This is a genomic window from Roseovarius aestuarii, from assembly GCF_019966515.1.
Lineage (GTDB): Bacteria > Pseudomonadota > Alphaproteobacteria > Rhodobacterales > Rhodobacteraceae > Roseovarius > Roseovarius aestuarii.
The window spans coordinates 465158-488577 of sequence record NZ_JAIMIB010000001.1 but is presented as its reverse complement, the minus strand read 5'-3'; the positions used below and the strand labels follow the sequence as shown (position 1 = coordinate 488577).

24 protein-coding genes and 1 pseudogene are annotated in these 23420 nt (G+C 56.9%); 16 read left to right on the top strand and 9 right to left on the bottom strand.

All coding sequences use genetic code 11. The features are described 5' to 3' along the window. Positions 1–12: 12 nt before the first annotated feature. From LC334_RS02355 to LC334_RS02325, 7 genes are read left to right on the top strand one after another with little or no spacing between them, the layout of a single operon-like run. Positions 13–471, top strand: coding sequence for a phage tail protein (locus LC334_RS02355; RefSeq protein ID WP_085798607.1), 459 nt, complete (start codon positions 13–15; stop codon positions 469–471). Between the two features lie 5 nt (positions 472–476). After that, positions 477–932 carry a phage tail protein gene (locus tag LC334_RS02350; protein WP_085798606.1) on the top strand — a complete coding sequence of 152 codons (456 nt, stop codon included), beginning with the start codon at positions 477–479 and terminating at the stop codon, positions 930–932. A 1-nt stretch (position 933) separates the two neighbouring features. After that, positions 934–1113, top strand: coding sequence for a hypothetical protein (locus tag LC334_RS02345; RefSeq protein ID WP_085798605.1), 180 nt, complete (start codon positions 934–936; stop codon positions 1111–1113). A 22-nt stretch (positions 1114–1135) separates the two neighbouring features. Further along, positions 1136–1816, top strand: coding sequence for a CIS tube protein (locus tag LC334_RS02340; protein WP_085798604.1), 681 nt, complete (start codon positions 1136–1138; stop codon positions 1814–1816). Between the two features lie 7 nt (positions 1817–1823). Beyond that, on the top strand, positions 1824–3608 hold the full coding sequence (locus tag LC334_RS02335) for a phage baseplate assembly protein V (protein ID WP_085798603.1): 1785 nt from the start codon (positions 1824–1826) through the stop codon (positions 3606–3608). A gap of 15 nt (positions 3609–3623) precedes the next feature. Continuing rightward, positions 3624–3914 carry a PAAR domain-containing protein gene (locus LC334_RS02330; protein ID WP_085798602.1) on the top strand — a complete coding sequence of 97 codons (291 nt, stop codon included), beginning with the start codon at positions 3624–3626 and terminating at the stop codon, positions 3912–3914. Between the two features lie 4 nt (positions 3915–3918). Beyond that, positions 3919–4356 carry a GPW/gp25 family protein gene (locus LC334_RS02325; RefSeq protein WP_223412849.1) on the top strand — a complete coding sequence of 146 codons (438 nt, stop codon included), beginning with the start codon at positions 3919–3921 and terminating at the stop codon, positions 4354–4356. 60 nt (positions 4357–4416) lie between these two features. Here the strand turns inward: LC334_RS02325 and LC334_RS02320 are convergent, their stop codons facing one another. Then, positions 4417–4896, bottom strand: coding sequence for an ion channel (locus tag LC334_RS02320; protein ID WP_085798601.1), 480 nt, complete (start codon positions 4894–4896; stop codon positions 4417–4419). A 155-nt stretch (positions 4897–5051) separates the two neighbouring features. Between LC334_RS02320 and LC334_RS02315 the strand changes: the two genes are divergently transcribed. Then, the gene (locus LC334_RS02315; RefSeq protein WP_223412848.1) at positions 5052–6257 is read left to right on the top strand and encodes an efflux RND transporter periplasmic adaptor subunit; all 1206 of its coding nucleotides are present in this window, start codon (positions 5052–5054) and stop codon (positions 6255–6257) included. A 3-nt stretch (positions 6258–6260) separates the two neighbouring features. After that, entirely contained in the window at positions 6261–9311 is a 3051-nt protein-coding gene (locus tag LC334_RS02310; RefSeq protein ID WP_085798599.1) for an efflux RND transporter permease subunit, read from the top strand. A gap of 12 nt (positions 9312–9323) precedes the next feature. Here the strand turns inward: LC334_RS02310 and LC334_RS23005 are convergent, their stop codons facing one another. From LC334_RS23005 to LC334_RS02290, 5 genes and pseudogenes are all read right to left on the bottom strand, one after another. Beyond that, positions 9324–9740 (bottom strand): trimethylamine methyltransferase family protein, encoded by a 417-nt coding sequence (locus LC334_RS23005; protein WP_280522411.1) that lies wholly within the window; start codon positions 9738–9740, stop codon positions 9324–9326. Positions 9741–9850: 110 nt separating this feature from the next. Next, positions 9851–10471 (bottom strand): annotated as a pseudogene (locus tag LC334_RS02305) (trimethylamine methyltransferase family protein); the annotation flags it as partial. A gap of 16 nt (positions 10472–10487) precedes the next feature. Then, entirely contained in the window at positions 10488–10952 is a 465-nt protein-coding gene (locus LC334_RS02300; RefSeq protein ID WP_085798597.1) for a carboxymuconolactone decarboxylase family protein, read from the bottom strand. Between the two features lie 9 nt (positions 10953–10961). Next, positions 10962–11186, bottom strand: coding sequence for a hypothetical protein (locus LC334_RS02295; RefSeq protein WP_085798596.1), 225 nt, complete (start codon positions 11184–11186; stop codon positions 10962–10964). Beyond that, positions 11187–11567: a hypothetical protein gene (locus LC334_RS02290; RefSeq protein ID WP_085798595.1), complete on the bottom strand. Its 381-nt coding sequence runs from the start codon at positions 11565–11567 to the stop codon at positions 11187–11189. A 494-nt stretch (positions 11568–12061) separates the two neighbouring features. On the opposite strand from LC334_RS02290, the gene LC334_RS02285 reads away from it, so the two are divergent. From LC334_RS02285 to LC334_RS02260, 6 genes are read left to right on the top strand one after another with little or no spacing between them, the layout of a single operon-like run. Beyond that, positions 12062–13165, top strand: coding sequence for a substrate-binding domain-containing protein (locus LC334_RS02285; protein ID WP_085798594.1), 1104 nt, complete (start codon positions 12062–12064; stop codon positions 13163–13165). Beyond that, positions 13162–14157: an ABC transporter substrate-binding protein gene (locus LC334_RS02280; protein ID WP_085798593.1), complete on the top strand. Its 996-nt coding sequence runs from the start codon at positions 13162–13164 to the stop codon at positions 14155–14157. The genes LC334_RS02285 and LC334_RS02280 overlap by 4 nt, the downstream gene beginning before the upstream one ends. A gap of 48 nt (positions 14158–14205) precedes the next feature. Then, positions 14206–15009, top strand: a complete 804-nt coding sequence (locus LC334_RS02275; RefSeq protein WP_085798592.1) for an ABC transporter permease — start codon at positions 14206–14208, stop codon at positions 15007–15009. 1 nt (position 15010) lies between these two features. Next, complete coding sequence (locus LC334_RS02270; RefSeq protein WP_085798591.1) at positions 15011–15802, top strand: ABC transporter permease; 792 nt, start codon at positions 15011–15013, stop codon at positions 15800–15802. Further along, the gene (locus LC334_RS02265) at positions 15799–16833 is read left to right on the top strand and encodes an ABC transporter ATP-binding protein (RefSeq protein ID WP_085798590.1); all 1035 of its coding nucleotides are present in this window, start codon (positions 15799–15801) and stop codon (positions 16831–16833) included. The genes LC334_RS02270 and LC334_RS02265 overlap by 4 nt, the downstream gene beginning before the upstream one ends. Next, a complete protein-coding gene (locus tag LC334_RS02260; protein ID WP_085798589.1) occupies positions 16830–17651 on the top strand; it encodes a phosphodiesterase in 822 nt (273 codons plus the stop codon). The genes LC334_RS02265 and LC334_RS02260 overlap by 4 nt, the downstream gene beginning before the upstream one ends. Before the next feature lie 175 nt (positions 17652–17826). Here LC334_RS02260 and LC334_RS02255 read toward each other — a convergent pair whose 3' ends face one another. The 3 genes from LC334_RS02255 to LC334_RS02245 form a co-directional block, all read right to left on the bottom strand. After that, positions 17827–18966, bottom strand: coding sequence for a Hint domain-containing protein (locus tag LC334_RS02255; RefSeq protein ID WP_085798588.1), 1140 nt, complete (start codon positions 18964–18966; stop codon positions 17827–17829). A gap of 431 nt (positions 18967–19397) precedes the next feature. After that, on the bottom strand, positions 19398–20501 hold the full coding sequence (locus LC334_RS02250) for an alcohol dehydrogenase family protein (protein WP_223412847.1): 1104 nt from the start codon (positions 20499–20501) through the stop codon (positions 19398–19400). A 200-nt stretch (positions 20502–20701) separates the two neighbouring features. Beyond that, on the bottom strand, positions 20702–21580 hold the full coding sequence (locus tag LC334_RS02245; protein WP_085798587.1) for a LysR family transcriptional regulator: 879 nt from the start codon (positions 21578–21580) through the stop codon (positions 20702–20704). A 201-nt stretch (positions 21581–21781) separates the two neighbouring features. On the opposite strand from LC334_RS02245, the gene LC334_RS02240 reads away from it, so the two are divergent. Further along, positions 21782–23407 (top strand): GMC family oxidoreductase, encoded by a 1626-nt coding sequence (locus tag LC334_RS02240; protein ID WP_085798586.1) that lies wholly within the window; start codon positions 21782–21784, stop codon positions 23405–23407. Positions 23408–23420: the final 13 nt, after the last annotated feature.

The window sequence follows — 23420 nt, the reverse complement described above, 5'->3', positions numbered from 1 at the left end:
GGAAGATAAACCATGGCAGATGACGGCTCCGCCCAGACACAGACAGTCTGGCCGCTTCCCAAGTTCTACTTTCAGGTCAAGTGGGACGACAGCGAACTCGCGTTTCAGGAGGTCTCGGGCCTCGATATCGAATCCGAGGCGATCGAATACCGCTCGGGCAACTCTCCGGTCTTTTCCAAGGTCAAGATGCCCGGCATGATCAAGAACTCGAATATCACGATGAAGAAGGGTGTTTTCGTCAAGGACAATGCGATCTTCGACTGGTTCTCGGAAATCAAGATGAACACCATCAAGCGTAAGGCGCTGACCATCTCGCTGCTGGACGAGCAGGGCAACCCGACCATGGTCTGGAAGGTGCAGAACGCCTTCCCGGTCAAGGTCACCGGGACTGATCTGAAATCGGAAGGCAACGAGGTTGCGGTGGAGGGTATCGAGATTGCCCATGAAGGGTTCAGCATCGAGAATAGCTGACCTTCATGGATTTGGTAACACCACCCGTCGCATTCCACTTCAATGTGACCTTCACCGGACTTGATCCGCCTGTGCTTGATATGGCGTTTCAGGAGGTCAGCGGGCTTGATAGTAAGATCGAGACGACACCGCTGCGTGAGGGGGGTGAGAACCGTTTCGTGCATAACCTGCCGGACAAGGTGACGCATTCGAACCTTGTGCTAAAACGGGCGATGACAACGATGGCCAGTGGGCTGGTACTCTGGTGCAAGTCCACGCTCGAAGGTGGATTTGACGAGGCGATCAAGCCCAAGGGGGTGGTGATCATGTTGATGAACGAGCTGATGGTGCCGGTGGCCAGCTGGTCGGTCGAAAATGCCTATCCGGTTAAGTGGAGTGTTGGCAATTTCGATGCGATGAAGAACGAGTTGGCCATCGAGACGATTGAGTTGTCCTATCTTTCGATCCAAAGGAAGACCTGACATGAGTATCGAAATCGGAAGCCTGGTGGTGCGCGGGTCGTTTGGACGAGGGCAGGGGGATTCGGACGATGCCGTCAACGAAGACCGGTTACGCGATGTGCTTGAAGCACTGCGCCGCGACCTGCGCGAAGAGGTGGCGCGCGCTGCCGAGCGTATCGAACGACGATTACGCGAGAGTTGAAAAGTAAGTCCCGGGGGGGAATTTGACAAAACTCAAGATCACGCGATGCGAAATCAGCGGCGGCGACATCGTCCCGATGTCCGGCGATGACAACATCTTCAATGCCACGATCAACCCGTCCGCCTTCAGCCGCAAATACAAGACCCGCTTTTCCGGCGTCGATGGCGACACCGCGATCGGCAAGTCCAAGCCGGTGCCAAAATACGACCGCTCCGACCCCGAGGAATTGTCGCTGACCATTACGCTTGATGGCACCGGCGTGGTACCCGACGCCGCCGATACCACCGTGACTGATCAGCTCGAACAGCTGCGTAACGTGGCCTATAGCTATGACGGCGACAATCATGAACCGAACCCGGTGGAAATCGAATGGGGCGATGGCCTCTCGGATTTTCAGGGCCGGATGACCGGGCTTGATGTCGATTACTCGCTGTTCCAAACCGATGGCACGCCCCTCAGGGCAACGGTCAAGATGACCTTTATCGAGGCACTGACCGAAGAGATGGAGGCCAAGGAAAGCAATGACAAATCCCCCGATCTGACCCATATCCTTCAGGTGCGCGAGGGCGATACCTTGCCGCTGATGTGCCAACGGGTCTACAAGGATGTCTCAAAGTATCTTGAGATTGCCCGGTTCAACGATCTGGACGGGTTCCGCGATCTCCAGCCGGGAACCTTGCTGCGGTTCCCGCCGATGAGGTGAAGACCCGATGGCCGACAGCCCGACCGCCAATACCGACGGCCCGCTGGGCGTCAGCATCAAGCTGAACGGAACTGCTTTGGCCGATGAGGTGGGCATCGTATCGGTAAATGTGGAGAGCGAGCTTAACCGTATCCCGTCCGCGGTGGTGGTCCTGGATGACGGCTCGATCCCCGAAAACGAATTCCCGCTGATGGACAGCGATGACAACAAACCCGGCACCGAGATCGAAATCGCTGCCTTCTATGGCTCCAACTCGGAACAGACACTGTTCAAGGGCATCATCACTGCCACCCGTCTGCGCATCCGGGCCGCGACCGGCAGCCAGCTGGAACTGACCTGCCGCGACAAGGCAATCGCGCTTGCGGATATCCGTCGCACTGCAGCTTCAACGCAGGTTAAGGATTCGGATGTGATGAGCCAGATCATCAGCGATGCCGGTTTGACTGCAGATATCGGTGCCACCAATGGCCCACAGACAGATATCGTCCAGTATGATTGCACCGATTGGGATTTCCTTCGGATGCTGGCGGATCGCAACGGAATGACGCTCGCTGTGGATGACGGCACGATCGCCGCCGCCGCGCCTGATCCGTCGGGTAGCGCCAAACTCACCCTTACCCTGGGCGTTGATGTGCTCGATTTCGACGCGCGGGTGGACACGGTGGCGCTGGAAAAGACCGCTTCGGTTACTGGCTGGAGCACCGCGGATCAGGCGGTGACCTCCCAGACCTCAGATGCCGCTGCCAGCGGTAGCTGGGGTAACTCGACGCTCAGCGACCTGACCGGCGTGACCGACGACCGGACCCGTAGCCTCACCACGCCATATGCCGAGGGTCAATTGTCGCTTTCCGATGTGGCCTCGGCCCGTGCTGACCGCGTCAGCCTGGCGTCGATGCAGGGGCGGTGTAGTTATGTCGGTTCGGCCACAGCGGGCCCGGGCGATACGATCGAACTCACCGGCGTGGGCGAGCGTGTCGGGGGTACGGCCTTTGTTTCCGGCGTTACCCATGTGCTGAAGGACGGTCACTGGACCACCACCGCGCAACTGGGTCTGCCGCAGGGCTGGCGCGGCGACAGTTTCGGCGCCGCAGCCCCAGCCGGATCGGCCTTGACGGCACCGGTGCACGGGCTTCATGTGGCCAAGGTGTTGGCGATTGTCGATGACGCGGGTGTCAACCCGATGTCTGACGCGACGATGATACAGGTCAGCCTGCCCCTGATGGGAGAGACCCCGGCGGAAATCTGGGCGCGCTATGCGCAGCCCTACGCCTCGAACGGTGCCGGCATCCAGTTTTTGCCCGAGGTCGATGATGAGGTGATCGTTGGCTTCCTCTCTGCCGATCCCAGCGCGCCGGTCATCCTGGGTTCGCTCCACAGCGGCAGTCTGGTACGGACAAATGACGCCACTCAAGAAAACGAACTCAAGACCCTGACTACGATTTCAGGACTTGCGATCACCTTTGACGACGACAAGAAAATCCTCACTGCCGAGACCCCCGGCGGGCATTCGATCGTCATGGATGACGATCAGAAAACCGTCACGGTCACCGACCTGACCGGGAATTCTATCACGATGAGCGATAGCGGCGTTGCAATCGACAGCACCGGCACGCTCGACCTCACCGCCAGCAGCGATATCTCGATTTCCTCAAGTGGCGGCGATGTTACAATTGACGGAAACAATGTCACGGCCAATGGCAATATGGGCGCCACGGTCAAGGGCGGTTCCACCGCCGAGCTGAGTTCGGGCGGCCAGACCACCGTCAAGGGCTCGATGGTAATGATCAACTGAGAAAGGAGAACGGCCATGCCCCCGGCAGCAAGACTGACAGATACCCAAACCTGCCCGATGGTGACCGGCATCGTGCCGCATGTGGGCGGGCCGATTATCGGGCCGGGTGAACCCACGGTTCTGATCAACAGCTTGCCCGCCGCCGTGATGGGCGATAATTGCACCTGCGTCGGCCCACCGTCGACCATCGTCAAGGGCTCGGCCACAGTGATGATCGGCGGCACTCCGGCGGCGCGTCTAGGCGACAGCACTGCCCATGGCGGGACCATTGTGATGGGCAGTCCGACCGTGATGATCGGGGGCTGATGTGATGGCGATGCAGGATGATCCGGGATTTCTGGGCCGAGGCTGGCGCTTCCCGGTCGAGTTCGACGGTAATACCGGCTCGGCGCGGTTGGTGCAGGCTGTCGATGACATTAACGAAAGCCTGCGCATTCTGTTCGAGACCCGCCCCGGCGAACGGGTCATGCATCCAAATTATGGATGCCGGATTCACGATCTGGTTTTTGAGCCGATGAACACCACCACCGCGCGGGCTATCGAAAACGCCATATCGCGCGCCATTCTCTATTTTGAGCCGCGCATCATCCTGCGCAAGGTAAAGGTCCGGTTCGAAGATTGGGCGCAAGGCCGGATGAAAGTGCATCTGGAATATGAGATTGAACAGACCAACTCTCGGCACAATATCGTGTTTCCCTTCTATGCCGACGAAGGCACGCTGGTAACGTCCGTTCCGGTGGCTGAATAATCCCACAAGCGCGCTGCCCGACGTCGTGATCAGGCCACTAGCAAGGGGAAGCGCGCGCTATTACCCAGCCTCAATTTTATGCGCCGTTCGAGTTTTGGTCGGGAAGCAAAGTCGCTTGGCGTCATGTTTCCAGGCGATGAATGCCTGTCGGTCGCTCGTGAACCGCTGGGTGCACAAGACAGCAGGTAGAATGCGGATGAGAAAGGTGATGTTGATCCCGAAAGTCAGCACATCTGCGATTACGGTAAAGCTGCTCAAAATGCGCATGGAAGGATCAGGGGCGATATCGTCGCATCCTGATGTCGTGTAGGTTACGGTCGAGAAATATACGCTATCGGCGAAGTTTGAAAAAGCATCCGAAGCATAGAATCCGACAGCCCAGAAGCTTCTAGTCAACGTGTCGCGATGATCAAGCTGCCAACAGCTGCGCTCAGCAAGGACGGGTTCCGTAAAACGTCTTACCGATTGTGTTGCACCAAACAGTTTCGCTATTTTGAGGTTACAAATGGCGAACACGACGACATGAGACAGCGCACTCAAAAAGCAGGAAGAGGCTGCCGATGGCGATTTATACGATAATGCCTGTCAATACTTGATCGCTTCAGGTTACATTTGCCTACTATGCGGCAAGCTTGTTGGCCAAGACTATTGAAGGGATCGATCAAGTGAAACGGTTACTGAATTCTGCTCTACTGTTGTCAATTCTGGCGTTCCCGTCACTTGCGCAGGATACGCCAAGACCGGCAAAGGTCTTCACGGTTCAGGAGCAGAAGACCGAAATCATCCGCCGCTATCCCGGTATTGTCCTTCCATCGCAAGAGGTTGAGATTTCCTTCCGGGTCAGCGGTAATTTGATCGAGCTGCCGATACGCGGATCGATGCGCGTCAAGGCGGGTGATGTTATCGGACAGCTTGATACCCGCGATTTTGAAACCCAGATGGCCCAGCTGCAAAGCCAGCTGGATCAGGCGAAAGCAGAGTTTTCAGCGCTTCAGACGGGCGCACGCCCACAGGAGATTTCGTCTCTGGAAGCAGCGGTCGACGCCGCCCGAGCGCAGGTTGAACAAGCCCGCGATCAGGTGGAGCGGTCGCGCAATCTTGAGGAACGCGGTACCGTGACCCGCGTGACCCGTGAACAGGATGAAGCAACCCTGCGCGTGGCTGAAGCACAGCTGAGAGCCGAGCTTGAAAATCTTGCCATCGGACGCGAGGGTGGGAGACCTGAAGAAATTCAGGCGGCAGAGGCGGTTATTCGCGGGATTGAGGCGCAGATCAAGGTGTCGGAGAACAATATTTCCGACGCGACATTGCGCGCGCCTTTCGACGGCGTCATTGCCCGGCGCGATGTAGAGAATTTCACCAACATCCAGGCCGGTCAGAGCGTTGCGTTGTTGCAGGCGCTTTCGGTCATTCATGTTTCCTTTGACGTGCCGGCCCCTGACGTCACCGCTTTGACGGCGAATGGCGCCGATAAGATCAAAAACGTTGTCATGCTGGACGCCTTGCCGGGCCAGGCCCTTGCGGCCGAAACCGTGGAGTTTTCTGTGCAGGCAGACAGCGCCACGCAAACTTACCGAGGGCGCGTCGCTGTTGACGTTCCGGAAGAGGCGTTTGTTCTGCCGGGTATGGTTGGTACTGTTGTGTCCTCGGCACCGGGGCCGCAACCAACCTTGGCGGTACCCCTTTCCGCGGTTGCGGCGAGTGCCGACAGCACGCCGAAAGTATGGGTGGTCGATGACAAGGGCGTTGTTTCGGAACGGCCAATTGTGCTTGGTGAGGTATCAGGCGGTTTGGTGGGCGTCACCGAAGGGATCAAAGCAGGTGAGACCGTTGTCGCTGCGGGTGTTCACGCTTTGACGCCCGGCATGACTATCCGCCCCGTCGACAAGATTGGGGGCTAAATTATGGATTTGGCCCGTTTCGCCATTGAGAAGCGGCTGATTTCAGCCGTTGCGTCGATCCTGATCCTGGTTGCTGGTTATTTTGCCTACACCGCCTTGCCGCGGTTCGAAGACCCCGAATTCATCATTCGTCAGGCGCAGATTATCACCCCTTACCCGGGCGCCAGTGCCGAAGAGGTCGCCGAAGAAGTCACCGAGGTTGTCGAAAATGCCCTGCAGGAATTGCAAGGCGTGGATGAGGTGCGATCGGTTTCGTCGCCGGGTTTGAGTAATGTATCTGTCGAGTTCACCATTGCATCCACCAAGGATTACGACGCGCTTTACCAGCGGTTCGCTCAACTGCGGGCAAAGGTTGATGACGCACAAAGCGACCTGCCGCCCAACGCGCTTTCTTCTATCGTCTATGATGATTTCGGAGATGTCTTTGCGCTTTATTTTGCCGTGATCGGCGACGGGTATTCGCTGACCGAATTGCACGAATATGCTAAGGATTTGCAGCGTGATCTGGTGACTGTCGACGGTGTCTCAAAAATCGTTCTCTCAGGGGTGCAGGAAGAGGTCATCTATGTCGAGTATGCCCCTGCCAGGTTGATTGAACTTGGTCTGGCGCCGACGCAGATCGCTGATATCCTCAAGGGTCAGAACCTGGTGTCACCGGCCGGATCAATCGTTGCAGGCCACACGCGGCTGGCGTTACGCCCGCTATCGGCTGTCGATTCGCTTGACGCGATTGGTGCGCAGTTGATCACCAACCCGCAAACCGGGGCGTCCTTTCGCCTGTCCGACATCGCCAGCATTTCCCGTGGCCTCGAAGATCCGGCGACAACCTCGCTTTACCGCGATGGGCAACCCGCCATCGGTATCGGCATTTCAAACACCATCGGTGGTAATGTGGTGAATATGGGCGAGGCGGTGAAGGAACGCATGAACCAGCTGATCTCGGAACGACCCATCGGAATGGATGTGGTGGCGATCTCGGACCAGTCTTCAAGCGTCAAGACCTCCGTGGCTGATTTTGTCATGAATGTCGTTCTGGCGCTGATCATCGTGGTTGGCGTTCTGTTGGTCTTCATGGGGCTGCGATCGGGTATCCTAATGGGTGGTATCCTGTTGGTCACCGTCGCGGGCACGTTGATGGGCATGTATCTATATGGTCTGGACATGCAGCGTATCTCGCTGGGTGCGCTGATCATCGCCCTGGGCATGTTGGTAGATAACGCCATTGTTGTCGTCGAAGGCACGCTTGTGCGGGTGCAGGCGGGAGAAGAACCGAGAGCGGCCAGTATGGCCGTTGTTAACCAGACAAAATGGCCGCTGCTTGGCGGTACCATTGTTGGATTTCTGGCGTTCTCACCCGTTGGGTTTTCTCCTGACAACACCGGAGAGTATGCGGGCAGTCTATTCTGGACGATCGCCATTGCGCTTCTGTTCTCTTGGCTCGTCGCGATCTGGTTGACGCCTTATTTCTGCACCTTGATGCTGAAGTCCGGCAAGGCCGAAGCCAAGGGCGAAAACGCGGTTCTGCGCGGCTATCGGAGCATTCTGGGCAAAGCAATCCGAATCCGTTTCATCACTATTGTCATAGTACTGGCTCTCTTCGGGTCGGCCCTTGCGATGTTCAGCCAGGTCCCGGCGGGCTTTTTTCCATCCTCCACCCGAAATCAGTTTGTGGTCGACTATTTCCTGCCACTGGGCACGGATATTGAACAAACACGCAAAGACCTGCTCAGGATCGAAGAATTCGCCCGCACCCTGGATGGTGTCACTGGTACAAACCTAAGCGTCGGTGGGGGCCATACGCGGTTCATGCTGACCTATGAAAGCGAGGATGCTAGCCCGTCATATGGTCAGGTGCTGGTCGATGTGGAGGATTATAGCCAGATCGCTGATCTGCGCGCTGTGTTGCAGGACTGGGTTAATGTGGAATATCCCAATTCGGCCGCGAAGGTGTGGACATTCGTGCTCGGGCCCGGTGGCGGCTCCAAGATCGAAGCCCGCTTTGTCGGGCCCGATGTCAGCGTCTTGCGCGACTTGTCAGAGCAAGCCAAACGGATCATGGCGGAAGCAGGTGCCATCGCAATAAAGGATGACTGGCGCGAGCAGATGCAGGTCATTCGCCCCGTGATAAACGAAACCAACGCCCGGCGTCTGGGCCTGACACAGGGCGAAATCGCAAATGCGCTTTATACCCATCTGAGCGGAGCCAATATTGGTACATTCCGCGAAGGTGACGAACTGCGACCCATTGTCATGCGTCCTGTTGAGACTGCCCGAAACGAGGTTGGCGCGCTGCGGGACGTGCAGATATTCAGCCAGGTGACCGGGCGGTATATCCCGATATCTCAGGTGGTGGATAGCTTCGATCTGGTGTTCGAAGCCGGGAACCTGCGGCGCATTGATCGCAAACTGGCCATCACGGCACAGTCCGACAACGCACCTGGCGTATTGTCCGGTGATCTGTTCGACGCCGTTCGAAGCCCCATTGAAGCAATTGATCTGCCCCCCGGCTACACGCTTGAATGGAAGGGGGAATTCGGAAACTCCACTGAAGCCAACGCCGGTTTGGCTGCAACCATGCCTCTTGGTTTCGGCGCCATGATCCTCGTGGTGATTTTCCTGTTCAACGCGTTGCGGCAACCCTTGATCATCTGGTTGACCGTGCCGCTTGCCCTGATCGGGGTGATCTGGGGCCTTGCTCTGACCAACACGCCGCTCGAGTTCATGGCAATCCTCGGTGTCCTGTCGCTGACCGGTATGCTCATCAAGAACGCCATTGTTTTGCTGGACGAAACCGACAGCCAGATCGGCGCGGGAAAAGCCCGTATGGACGCGGTTGTGGATGCCGCCGTCAGTCGTGTGCGGCCTGTATCTCTTGGTGTGCTGACGACGGTGCTGGGTGTGATGCCATTGCTGTGGGACCCGTTTTTTAAGTCTCTCGCGGTGGTGATTATTGCCGGTCTCAGCTTTGCGACCATCCTGACGCTCATCGTCGTGCCGGTGCTTTACACGATGTTCTTCCGTGTCACATCAGACGAGTCGGCTGTCGCACAGTGACGCTCTTTCAGTTCAATCCAGAATCTCCGATAGTTTCGCCCTAATCCGCGCCTGCAGGTCAGCGCTGCCGTTTTCAAGCCAGGCTTCGGCATCGGATCGCTCGAAAAGAGCAGGGTACCAGTTCTCGCTTAGGTATCTGTCCTGCGTGTGTTGATCGGTCAGAAAGGAGTTCTCTGGCGCGGCGCGTTTGACCACATCGAAGGCGATAGCGTCGGCGTCCACGGTGCAGCCAACCGACATCTGGTTGGTCCAGCCGACCAATTCATCGCAGAGTGTGAGCATTTCTAGCGAGCCGGTCCTGCCGCCAGACAGAAATCCGAGGTTATCCACGAATGGTGTGCCCGCCAGCGCGGCGATCGCCATATTTGCCCCGGCCTCTGCCGCAGCCTGCGCATCGAAGGCGTGGGAATCCGAACAGCCCGCACCGATCCATGACGGAATGCCGATGGCGCTGAAGTAATCTGCAGCTCCAAGCCCTTCAGCATGTATTCGGGTGAGCCATAGGCGAGATCGGCCTGTCGCATGTCCATGGGCAGAACCGCGGAGCCGCTCAGGATCGGTGCGCCCGGCTCGGTCAGTTGATGGATGACAACACCGGCAATCGCTTCAGCCGAGGATTGCGCGATAGCCCCGGCGACGCTGATCGGGCTGAACATGCCCGGAAACGTTGCCGGGTAGCAGACGATTGGCAGGCGATGGTGGGCGGCGTTGATGACGCGTTCGCAAAATTCCGCCGGCAGTCGCAGCGGCGATATCGGCCCCATCAGCTCAAGCGCAATGGGTTTATCCCCCAGATTTTGATAACCGCCAGCGAGATTCGACAGATGCGCCAGAATGCGGGCCTGGATATGCTCGTCATGCGCCAGAATTGCCGCTGGCTTGGTGCAATGCTCGAACAGGGTTTTGACGGTTGCAGCCCCCTCATCCTCGGCCGGAACATTACCGGGATAGCCCAGCGAGCAGGACATGCTGATATTGGCCAGCGCCTCGTAAACTTTTGCGGTTTCGCGAATGTCCTGCAGCGTACATGGCCGCAGCGTGCCGGTGACACGATCCAGAATGCGTACGCAGTTGTGACCCGGGCAGTAGGAGGTGATCCGGCTGGACATGTCGACCTTCAGGTTGCCGTTCAGATCGTAGAGCCTGATGGTGCGGGGCACGGTTTCCAGAGCGCGATCAATCAGATCGGGGGCATCCGTAGATATCCGCCCTGATCATGATCTGCGGCTCCCGGGTCAGCTTGCGTGTATAGACTGCAACGGCGCGTTGCCGGTCCGACAGGAGGTCAGATTGCAGGTTATCGCGTTCCAATACCTCAAGCTCAGCCTTGGCCCTGGTCCGGTCCGAGGCGGTCGCGCAATAATTTGCGCCATGATGTGCCCGCGCATAAGTGCAGTTTTTCAGAATGGTCACATGGGTTGCGACGAACTCGGCGCTGTTTAGGTCGAGGGGAGCATCCGGTGCATGCAAGATGGCCTGATAGAATTTATGGACCGGCGGGATGGCCGATGGCCATGAGGACAGGGCCTGATAAAGACGATGGAGTGTGCCGTCTTCACGGCAGACCTCGTGACGTATCTCATCGGTCAGGAAGTCCGTGACCAGCCTGCCATCTTCGATCCAACTGACGGAATTGGGCATAGTGTGATCTCACAATCCGATATCTTGATGGGTGGTCATGTCCTGCGGACGCAGTCCATAATCCCTCAGAGGGTCGCGCGCCTCGGCGGTTTGAAAGAATGCGACTTGACCGGAATTCAGAAAGACCTCTCCGTCATATCGCACGGTCGGGTCGATGATGTGCCAGTTGATCTCGCCCAGGGGATAGTCACCGCAGGTGTGGAAACGCAGATGACGGGGCGAGCCGAAGATCATTCAGTTCCACCGCGCCGGATCATTGTTGGCGGTGGCGAAATAGCCGGTGCTGGGGTTCAGACCGTGATGCCATGAATGGTTCAGTGTTTCGTCCAAGCCGAACTTGTCGGCCACCATGCGGCCGTGGGTGCGAAAGGCGGCGACATCTGCCGCGTCGCCTTCCAAGTTGACTAAATGACCGTTTTCAACCTGCACGATGACCGGAGTGTTCAGGAAATGGACCTCGGGCGAATAGGCATGGGTATTGGTGCCCGTTACCCAACGTTGCAGCACGATCTTGCCGTTCATCGTGTCTGCGGGAATGCGCTTATGCGCGGGCATGGGAAATAGCCGCACCGCAAAACCACCGCTGGTCTCCGATACAGGTTTGGGTTCGGGCATCTTGCCTTCTATCACTCCCCGCCGGACAGGTAATGTGCCAGCGTTTTTTGCCGTCCAGTGCGGTGCTGAACAAGGCGACTATGCGGGTCATCAGGTCAAATCGGCCACTTACGAAATTTGACACGTTCATCGGAGAACTCTTCGCGTGGTCAGCGACTTGTCGAAGAGTGACGCGTTTTGTCCGGGCCATGTGAATTGCGCCTCAAATTAGCGGTACCGAATTTCCAAGACCATAACACCGAGTTGGCGATTGTGAGCTGGGCGAAATCAACGATGCCTCGGCGCACGCCCAGCCTCACACGCCAAGGGCGCTTTGCACTAATCTTGCTGGCTTTCCGCTGGATGCCAATCACGCCACCAAATTCATCGAAATCATTGGCAGCGGGGTTCCAACGCCACCTGAATCAAAGCAGAACTGTCATCTGTTTGTTGCTTAGCTTGCCTATTTTCGTAAATGAGATTATCAGTATGGAAACGTTTCCATAGGGGGGAATGTGCGACAACCCGTTACCATCAAGGATGTCGCCCAAGCTGCCGGCTGCGGTGTTGCTTCTGTCAGTCGGGTGTTGAACGGCACGGGCCCATCCAGTGCAGAGCTGCGAAAAAGGGTGCGCGACGCCGTTGATGAACTGGGCTTTGAGTTCAGCGAAATCGGGCGGTCGCTGCAAAGCAGTACGACCCGCACAATTGGTTGTGTTGTTCCGTCGCTGGCTAATCCGGTGTTTGCTGATGCCGTTCAGGGTGCGCAGGAAACATTTCAGGCCGCAGGTTATCAAACGCTGCTTGTCTGCACGAACTACGACACAGAAAGCGAGGTGCAGGTCATACGAACGCTGTTGGCCAAACAGGTCGATGGGTTTGTGTTGACCGTCAGCGATGCCGCATCAAGCGATGGTTTGAAATCAGTTCAGGTTCGTGAAATTCCGCACTGTCTTTTGTTCAACGCGGCGCCCGAAAACGAAAGAAGCTGGTCGGTGGATGATCGCGCGGCCGCCTTGACGGTAGCCCAGGCGTTCAAAGACGAGGGTCATAAGCAAGTTGGCTTTCTGGCGCTTAAGTTCAAATCATCGGACCGGGCGCGTCTGCGCTATCAAGGCTTTGTCGAAGGTTGTGCCCAATACGGCATTAAGGAACCAGCATTGCTGGAAATTGATGACGACAGCGAAAACCTGACGACGCTCCTGCAAGCCTTTCTGGAGCGCAACCCGACACTGACCGGGATATTCGTATCCAACGATTTTCTGGCGCTTGCCACGATTCGCAGCGCCCGCGTGCTTGGGCTGAATGTGCCAGCTGACCTGTCCATCGTAGGCTTTGATGGGATCGAAGTAGGCACGATGGTCGAGCCAAGCCTTGCGACGATCGTTACGGACCCGAAAATGCTGGGCAGCGGTGCCGCTGAAACGGTGTTGTCAATCATAAACGGTAACCGACCACCCAAACAGCCTGAGCCCGATTTATCATTCAGTTTCCGCGCCGGAGGCAGCCTTGCGCCGCCAGCAGCAGAAAGAACTGACGGCGAAAAAGGTGCAACTTTTTCGCCGTCAAATAATCCACCCAAGAAGAACGCTAAAATCCAACTGGAGAGATCAAAATGAGATATAAACTCGCAGCTGCCTTTCTGACAATGACTATCGCATCACCGGCTCTTGCCGAAGATGCGGTGTGCTACAACTGCCCGCCGCAATGGGCGGACTGGGCGTCGATGCTTGAAGCAATCGACAAGGAAATCGACATTCAGATGCCCCACGACAACAAGAACTCGGGCCAGACATTGAGTCAGCTTCTGGCCGAGAAGGACAACCCCGTCGCAGACGTCGCCTATTACGGTGTAACCACCGGCATCAAGGCTGGAAACGAGGGTGTCGCGACCGCCTACAAGCCCGCGGGGTTTGATGAGGTTCCGGAGGGGTTGAAGGACCCCGATGGCAAATGGTTCGCCATTCACTATGGCACCCTGGGATTTTTCGTGAATGTCGATGCCTTGGGGGGCGCGGCGGTGCCGCAATGCTTCGCTGATCTGACCAAGCCGGACTATCGCGGCATGGTCGGCTATCTTGATCCGTCCTCGGCCTTTGTTGGTTATGCCGGTGCCGTGGCAGTCAATATGGCGTTTGGCGGCGATCTGGATAATTTCGACCCGGCGATCAAATTCTTCAACGATCTGGCCGAAAATTCACCCATCGTGCCGAAGCAGACCTCGTATGCGCGGGTCGTTTCGGGTGAAATTCCGATCCTCTTCGACTATGATTTCAACGCTTATCGCGGCAAATATGAAGAAGACGGGAATTTCGAATTTGTGCTGCCCTGCGAAGGGTCCGTTCGCGTGCCCTACGTGATGAGCCTAGTGAACAACGGCCCGAACCCCGAGCTTGGCAAACGCGTACTGGATTTCATCCTGTCCGACAAAGGTCAGGCAATCTGGACGAACGCCTATCTGCAGCCATCGCGCCCGGTGGAGCTGCCTGCCGAGGTGGCCGCGAAATTCCTGCCGGCAAGCGATTACGAACGTGCCGTCGCGGTTGACTATGCAAAGATGGAAAAAGCGCAGGCCGGGTTTGGCGAGCGATATCTGTCAGAAGTCAAATAACCCTATTCAAAAGGAGGGGCCGGGCAACGGTCCGGTCCCGCAAAACCAATGAATAATCGGAATTTTGTTCTCGCGTGCCTGACGCCGCTCCTGATCTTTTCACTGGCGTTCCTGGCCTTGCCGCTTGTGCGATTGTTTCTCGCCTCGGGTGAAGGCGATGCGGGCTGGGCGATCTACCTGGATATCCTGCGCAAGCCCAGATACCTCAACACGCTGGTTCTGACGGTGCTTGTCTCGCTGGCGACGACCTTTGCAGCGCTTGCCATTTCGACCACAGCGGGCATGTTCCTGTCGCGCAACCGGTTTCGTGGCAGGGGGTTGCTCTTGTCGATCATGACTTTGCCACTGGCCTTTCCGGGCGTGGTAATCGGGTTCCTGATCATACTGCTTGGCGGACGTCAGGGGCTGATCAATCAGATCACACCGGGGCATGTGGTCTTTGCCTATTCGGTCATTGGTCTTTTTCTTGGCTATCTCTATTTCTCGATCCCGCGGGTGTTGCTGACGGTGATGGCAGCCGCGGAAAAACTTGACCCCGCGCTTGAAGAGGCCGCGCGCACGCTGGGGGCGTCACCTTACCGGGTCGTGGTGGATGTGATCATGCCAGGGTTGATGCCGTCGCTGATCGCAGCCGGCGCCATTGCGTTCGCCACGGCTATGGGCGCCTTTGGCACCGCCTTCACGCTGGCCACCAATATCGACGTCCTGCCGATGGTGATCTACACCGAGTTCACGCTGTCTGCCAATATTGCTATGGCCTCGGCCCTGTCTATTGTGCTCGGCATCGTCACCTGGATATTGCTGCTGATCGCGCGCAGCCTATCGGGCACAACCGTTGCGGCGGGGGGCTGAGATGTTCAACTCCAAGGCCAAGATGCTGCAACTGACGGTCACTTTAACGGCCTGTGCCTTCCTGCTGATCCCGACGATACTATCGGTCATGGCGGGCGTCACGGCCAACTATTTTCAGGGCATCTCCTCCGGCCTGACCTTCAAATGGGTCTACAAGGTGTGGGAGCTTTATGCCGACAGCATCTTTCTGTCGCTCTGGATCGCCATCGCCTGTTTGTTCGTGACACTGATCATTGGCCTGCCAGCCGCGTACGGCCTCGCAAGGCACCCAGGTTGGCTGTCGCGACTGCTTGAGGAATTCATTTCACTCCCCCTTGCGGTACCAGGCCTGGCGCTGGCACTTGCGCTCTTGCAACTCTACGGTTCCATGAAGGGTTTCCGCGTGTCGTGGACATTCATTCTGGTGGGTCACGTGCTTTACACGCTGCCCTTCATGGTCCGGTCCATCCTGGCGGTTCTGGCCGCGATGGACCTCAAGACGCTTGAAGAAGGGGCCGCATCGCTTGGCGCTTCTCCGTGGCAGCGGTTTCGGGACATCGTGGTGCCTAATGCCATGCCCGGTATTCTGGCAGGTGCACTCACCGTCGTCACCTTGTCGATTGGCGAATTCAACCTGACCTGGATGCTGCACACACCCTATCTCAAGACGCTGCCCGTCGGTCTGGCGGACAGCTACGCTTCCATGCGGCTTGAAATCGCATCGGCCTATACGCTTGTATTCTTCGTCCTCATCGTGCCGCTATTGATGGCCATGCAATGGGCGTCGGCCCGTGCCCAAAGGATCGCCCAATGACCCTGCGACTGACCAACACCGCCAAGACCTATCCCGACGGCACAAGGGCGCTTTTGCCGACGGGACTGACGGTCGACACCGGCGAGGTCGTATCCCTGCTGGGTCCGTCCGGCTGTGGCAAGACGACCTTGCTGCGGATCATTGCCGGGCTGGAAACGCCGGACGCGGGCGGGGAAATCTGGTTCGACGAGGATAATGTCACCGCCCTGCCGGTCGAGCGCCGCAACGTGGGCATGGTGTTCCAGTCTTATGCGCTTTTTCCCAACATGTCTGTACGCGCGAATATCGGCTATGGCCTGAAGATGCAGAGATTGCCAAAGCCCGAGATCGATGCCCGGGTGCACGAAGTTCTGGACATGTGCCAGCTTGGGGATTTCTCGCATCGCGATATCGCCGCGTTGTCGGGTGGTCAGCGGCAGCGTGTGGCCCTAGCGCGCGCCATCGCCCCGCGTCCGCGCGTTTTGTTGCTGGATGAACCGCTTTCGGCACTGGATGCGGCCCTGCGCGAGACGTTGCGCGACGAGTTGGCGATACTGCTGCGCAAATTTGAGATCACCGCAATCTTCGTAACCCACGATCAGGACGAGGCCATGGCAATTGCCGATCGTGTCGCTGTGATGTCTCAGGGCCGTGTTGCCCAAAGCGGCACGCCGGAGGAGTTGTATCGCAATCCGCAATCCGCCTTTGTCGCTGGTTTTGTTGGCAACGCGATGCAACTGAAAGGTCAAATCGACGGCTCTGCACTGATGCTGCCCGGTGGCGTATTACCGCTGCAACAAGATGGCACCGGACAGGACGTCTTTGTGCGCGCCGAGGATGTGCTGGTCGATCCGACGGGCCCGCTGAGCGGCCAGGTCGAAAGCGTCACTTTCCTTGGCACGCATTACCGCGTCAGCATTAGAGGCATCATGACTGACGTACTAACGTCGATCTTTCCGGGCCAGAATGCGCCCAAGCCAGGTGATACCGTGCAGATTTCGATCAAGCCTGAGGCATTGATGCTGCTGCAGCAAACCGGATCTGCAGAATGACCAAAATCATTCAGATATCCGACCCACATATCGTGCCACACGGCCAGCTTGCCTATGGCCGCGTAGACACCGCAACCCCGCTGTCTGATTGCGTCGAAACGATCAACCGAATGTTGCCACAGATAGGTCCTGTCGACATGGTCATTGTAACCGGTGACCTGACGGATTTTGGCACGGCCGAGGAATACCAGAGGTTTCGAGATATCATGGAGCCGCTGCAAATACCCTTCCGCGCGGTGCCCGGAAACCATGATGATCTTGACGCGATGCGGTCCAGTTTTTCTGATCAGGACTGGATGCCAAAAACTGGCCCGATCAACTGGACGCAGGACTTTTCAGACCTCGTTCTGATTGGACTCGATTCAAGCGTTTCCGGCAAGCCTCATGGGCATCTCAGCGCTGCAACATTGGGCTATCTGCAACAAGCCTTGGACTCAGCGTGTGAAAAACCGGTCATTGTGGGCGTTCACCATCCGCCGTTCCTGACTGGCAAGGAAAAAATGGATATTCAGAACCTGAGGGACAGCGCGGCGCTCAGCGAAATTCTGTCGGCTTATCGCGGCGAGGCGAAACTGATCTGCGGCCATGTGCACCGAAATATCGTCACGCTATTTGGCAACGTAATCTGCCAGATCGCCCCGGGCACGTCGCATGCTGTCACTATGGACCAGCGCATCGCTGCACCTAACTGCCTGACAAGGGAGCCGGGTGGATTTTTGTTACACGAGATACGAGGCGGGTTGGTGTCGCATCATATCCCCGTCGGACAGTTCGATGGTCCCTGGCTTTTCTACCCTGACAATTCTCATGGCGGATGAAGCACGTTACGGCGCTGCTTCCTCTGGCAGGTCGCGCAGCGTTGGGCGATCTAGGCTTTGATCCGGTATCTGATTCAACGTCCAGCCGAAACGCTACAGGCTTTGTTTGAACGCCATTCATTCGAGCTTGGGGGCAACATTGCGGTCAACGACGCGGATCTTGTTGCTTTGTCGCCTAGCTATGTGCGCAAAGAAGAGGTTTTTTGTTTTGTAGATGACGCGCCACCAGACGTGCTTGCCGATGTCCGGGTGGTATGTATCGGGCCGGTTCCGGCCTGTATCTGATATCAGCGATTTCCGGAAAAATTGCCAAAATCTCGTTTTTTGCTTCCGCACTGATTGATTTGAGCGCTTCAGGGCCGGTAAACAGGCTTTCGGTTGGCGCACCTTCGGCAAAAATAACTTCGTGACGATCAAAAAGAAGGTGGAAATATTCAATGGCTTCAATGCTTTCATCCAAGTAGATTCCCGGCAGTCCAGCCAACTTTATTGCCGGCAGCAAAACCTCGGAAATGCCAAACATGCGCGCGGCAATCTTCGAATTCACCAGCATACGGTGCTGTCTTGAGATGAGCAGATCTCTGGCCGGAAGTTTATTGCCTAACGACCCTGCCTTGATCCGCACTGGCCGCAGGTTGGGATTGGCCATAAGTTCGTCATGGGGCAAAAAGCGCCGGCCAATCCAACGTATCCTTTGAAGTCTGTTTTCTGACGTTGGGACGGCGTCGCCAATCTTGAGGTTTTGGATTGGAACAAGCCCGTTCTTGGCCCTAATCAAAGTGCCCCCCGCAAAGCATGGAAATCCTGTTCCGCTTTCGAAGGTTGAGTAGGTTATTGTATTTCCGGAAGGTAGCGTGAAGGTGCCGTTAGACAGGCTGTAACTCCCACCGGACGTCACCGTAAATGTGCCGAACGACGAGTCGCTTACAATCGTTCCGACCGGGAGATTGAGCGTATCGGTTCCACTGCCGCCCCGGACGTCGCCCGAAACGGTCGAGCCTATGAAATCCAGTGTATCGTTGCCGTTGCCTAACCGGATATTGCCAACGTTTGAGCCCTGAACGCTGACGGTATCATCATCTCGCCCGCTGTTGAGCGTGCCGGAAATTGTACTTCCCGAAACCGAAATATCGTCAGATCCGCGATTGCCGCGAACGCCATTGGCGATTGTGCTATCTGTGACCGAAATCGTGTCATTGCCGCCGCGAGTACGAATATCATCAATCGGCGTACCCTGCGGGCTGCCATTCAGCGTGCCATCGTCGTTACTAACGTCGATATTATCATCGTTATTTGTTCCGATGATGTCGGGCATGATCTAACTCTCGACATGATCCAAACGCGTCGCATGAGAAGATTTTGGTTCTCTGATGCAGGTCAGTTCTGTTGGTTCAGCCGTCCCTCACGTAGCTCCTAAGTCACTATAGCCTTGGCATGCAATGGCGCAATATCATTCAGCTTTTGCTTCAGATCCACAGCCATGCCGCCGTCGCCTCTGTTTTGGTTCGATCTTTGATGCACAACTTAACGTGGAAAGCTGGCCGAAATATGACGGTCTGATCTTGCTTCATGTTTGTCAGCTGTGTCGCATTGGTCGGTTGGCTTTGTGTTTGACGAAGCGCATCACCTCAGGGCGTCGCATGATGGGGGTAGCGTGGCCAATGGGTTCGATGCGGAAAGGGATGATCCAGGAATTCGGCCAATAGCTACTTTCGGACGTGTCGATTAATATGAAGGGTAAGATCTCTACGCCGCGCCGCAATCGTCCGCAGGGGGGATCAGTACGATCTTTCCGGTATATCGCTTTTCTAGGAAATCCCTCTGCGCGTCCGCGATCTGGGCAAGGGGGTAGGTATCGGCCAGCAGCGGCCTGATCTCGCCCTTTTCGATATACGAGATCAGGTTGGGAAAGACCGGCTCGTCCCACCCGGTGCAGCCAATCAGCGTGATATCTTTGAGATACATGTCGCGCATGTCTAGATCGACGATTGGTCCGGCGATCGCGCCGGACGAGACGTAAGAGCCCCCGCGCCGAAGCAGTTTCAACATGATGCCGAAGCCCGGCCCCGCAACGTTGTCGATGACAACATCGACGCTCTCCTTGCCTAAGACGTCCAGCAAATCGTCCTCGCGGGTCAGCACCCGGTCTGCGCCGATTTGCGCTACGGTTTCGCGCTTAGAGGCGCTGGTTATGGCGATAACCTCGGCACCGCGCCGCTTGACGAGTTGGACAAGTGCTGATCCTACACCACCCGATGCACCTGGCACCAGAACACTCATGCCGGCACACACGCCTGCGCGGTGAACCATATTCTCGGCTGTTCCATATGCGCAGGGGATCGTTGCCAGCTCGGCGTCGCTCCAGTCACATTCCACCTTGAAGACTTCGCTTTCGGGCACTTTGACATACTGGGCGAATGCACCGTCGAAATCAGATCCCATCCAGATATTATCCATCCGGTCGAAACCGTGCTTGCGCATGCATGATCGCACGAGAACGCGCTGGCCGATCCGGCCTTCATCGCCGGCGGTGCCTGCCGAGACCACCTCGCCGCAGCAATCGGTGCCCTGAATGAAAGGAAAGGGTGTCGCTTCATTCCAGCCGCCATCGGGCCGGTCTTCGTGATTGCTGGTATCTCCGGTGCCGTCTGTCACGGATGAGGAATACCAGCCAAGCCGCGTATTGATCTCTGTGTTATTTACGCCCGCGGCCAGCACGCGCAAGAGCACCTCGCCCGGGCCGGGTACGGGAATGGGCACAAGCTTGTATTCAAGCTTGTCGTAGCCGCCTGTGCCGGTCGTCACGACCGCCATCATGTTTTTGAGCTTGTCGACCTGCGCGTCCTGCATTACCCCTCCCTTCGAAGCCTCTTCGTACTCCGCAAAAATACCCGCATTTGATGTGTTTGTCTTTCTCAAGGAAAGCACGCCAACAACAGTTGAGGATACGACCAGCCAGACGCCGTCAATGTGGTGCCCCGCATGCCCATATCTGTTGTCTTATTATTCCTTCGGAGGGTTCACTTACAACGAAGATGGCGGCCATGACCCTATTGGAGCGACGTAATCCATTTTCGAAAACTGACTACTTCGGTGCGTATCATTTGCCCGTCTCTGACAACAAGAAAATAGGATTCACGGATCGGTAGCTGGTACTCAAAAGGTGATATCAGCAGACCGGTATCCAGATATTGCTTCGTAAAGCTGTCCTGCAATATCGCCGCACCTTTTCCCGCCGAAATGATCTGTAGGGCTATGAGTGAGGAATCTGCTTTCATCCAGCTTTTGACAGGCGGGAGGTCGAGGTCGAAATGGTCGGACAGGCGGGCCCATTCAATCTCCGAACCTATGATCTTAACAACCTCGGCGCGCGCGATGTCTTGCACGCTCGGCGCGCCGCCCAGGGACCTCAGGTAGTCGGGGTGGCAGATCACAGCGGCGGTTTCCCGGCTGATCTGCCAGATATTCTGCTCGGGCCAGTCGCCAGCGCCATAGCGAATGTCTGCATCGATGGTTTCATCATCCATGCGGTCGGACCACACGGCGGTGGAGAGTTGCACCTCGATCTCTGGGTGCAGTTCCTTGAATTTGTGCAGCTGCGGGGCCAGAACCAATGCGGCGTAGGAAATCGAAGACCGTACCCGCACGACGCTTTTCTTCTTTGAGCCAAACAAACCGCTGGTCGCATTATGCATTTCAAGAAATGATTTGCGGATCGGCTGGGCATAGGCCTGTCCGACATCGGTCAGGCTCACGCCTCGGGGCAGCCGCACGAACAGATGGACGCCCAGGTGTTTCTCAAGCAGCCGGATTTGCTGACTGACCGCTGCCGGGGTCAGGTTCAGTTCTTCGGCGGCGGAGGAGAAACTGCTGTGGCGTGCGGCGGCTTCGAATGTCCTAAGCCAGGTCGCATGCGGGAGTTGGGTCATGATGCTGCAATCTGATTGTAGTCAAATAGGGAATCTTCACCGATTCCATTGCAGGTTAGCTCATTTTGCTTTGCATGGGTACGTGCAGTGACCCGACCTTCAAAAATTATTTAGCCATTGGGGAAATACCCATTGTTTGTGTTGTAAGATGAAAACGGCGATCAGTTGATGATGAAACACTAACCGCCGGGATAATCCGAGATGACCGCTTCGGAATTCGATTTCATCATCATAGGCGCGGGTTCGGCCGGATGTGTTTTGGCTGACAGGTTGACCGCTAACGGAAACAATAAGGTCTTGCTGATTGAGGCTGGCGGATCGGATGCAAAATTCTGGATCAAGGTCCCGCTTGGTTATGGCATGACCTATGCCGACCCCAAGCTCAATTGGGGATATAATACTCAACCCGATCCCGGGCTGAAATCCCGGTCGATCTATTGGCCGCGCGGCAAGGTTATCGGCGGGTCCAGCTCGATCAATGCGATGACCTATGTGCGTGGCCTGCCGCAGGATTTCCAAGATTGGGAAACATCCGGCGCCACGGGCTGGGGCTGGGATAATGTCAGACGGACTTATGAGAGGTTGGAAACCAGTTCCGAGCTGTCACCGGATGGTGTTCCGCAGAAATACGGGTCGGGGTCACTATGGGTGAGCGACCTCAGCGATCAGATGAACCCGTTCTCGCGACGGTTCCTGCAAGCTGCCAATGATCTTGGCTGGCCGATCACCGAAAACATGAACGGTGCGCGACCCGAAGGCTTGTCGCCCTATCGCAGCAATGTGCGCAATGGTCGGCGCTGGTCCGCCGCGGATGCCTTCCTGCGGCCGGCGCGCCGGCGACGCAATCTGAAAGTCGTCACCGGGGCGCTGGTCGAAAAGCTGGTGATCAAAGAGGGCAGGGCGACGAGCGTCAGATACAAGCTGGGCAATCAGACGATGATTGCCCACGCCATCCGCGAGGTGATCGTCAGCGCCGGGGCAATCAATTCTCCACAGCTGCTGCAACTGTCGGGGATCGGGCCGGCGGAACATCTGAGAGCGCATGGTATTGAGGTCCACCAGGACCTGGGTGAGGTTGGAAAAGGGTTGCAGGATCATCTGGCGATTTCCTACCATTTCCGGGCGACAGAGCCGACGCTGAACAACATCCTCGGAAATCGCAGAGGCCAGCTGCTTGCCGGACTTAAGTATATGCTGACACGGCGTGGTCCGCTTGCCGTTCCGGTCAATCAGGTCGGGGGCTTCCTGCGCACGGATCGCACAAAGAACACGCCTGACGTCCAGCTTTTTTGCAATCCGGCCACCTATTCTACTCGCGAGACGGGCAAAGTCGTGATCGACCGGGTGCCTGGCTTTCTTTTGTCTGCGCAGCCCTGTCGACCCACAAGCAGGGGCAGCGTTCGCATTCAGTCTGCCAAGGTTGCGGATGCGCCCGTGATTGAGCCCAATTCGCTTGCGACAGAATCCGATCGTGACATGGTCCTGCGCGCCGGCAGGCTTCTGCGTGAACTGGCACTATCCCCCACGCTTGCAGGAGTTACTAAAGAACGCAAATCACCGGATCTGATCCGGATGGATGACGATGAGATGCGTGATGATTTTCGGGCAAGGGCGTCGACTGTGTTTCACCCGACCTGTACCTGCCGTATGGGGCGTAGTGCTGCAGATTCTGTTCTGGATGCGCGCCTCAGGGTACACGGCGTGCGGGGATTGCGGGTTGTCGACGCCTCGGCCTTTCCCAACATCACCTCGGGCAATACAAATGCGCCAACCATGATGCTGGCGTTGCGGGCCGCTGATCTGATCCTCGAGGATGCTCGGACCTGAGCCCCAATCCCCC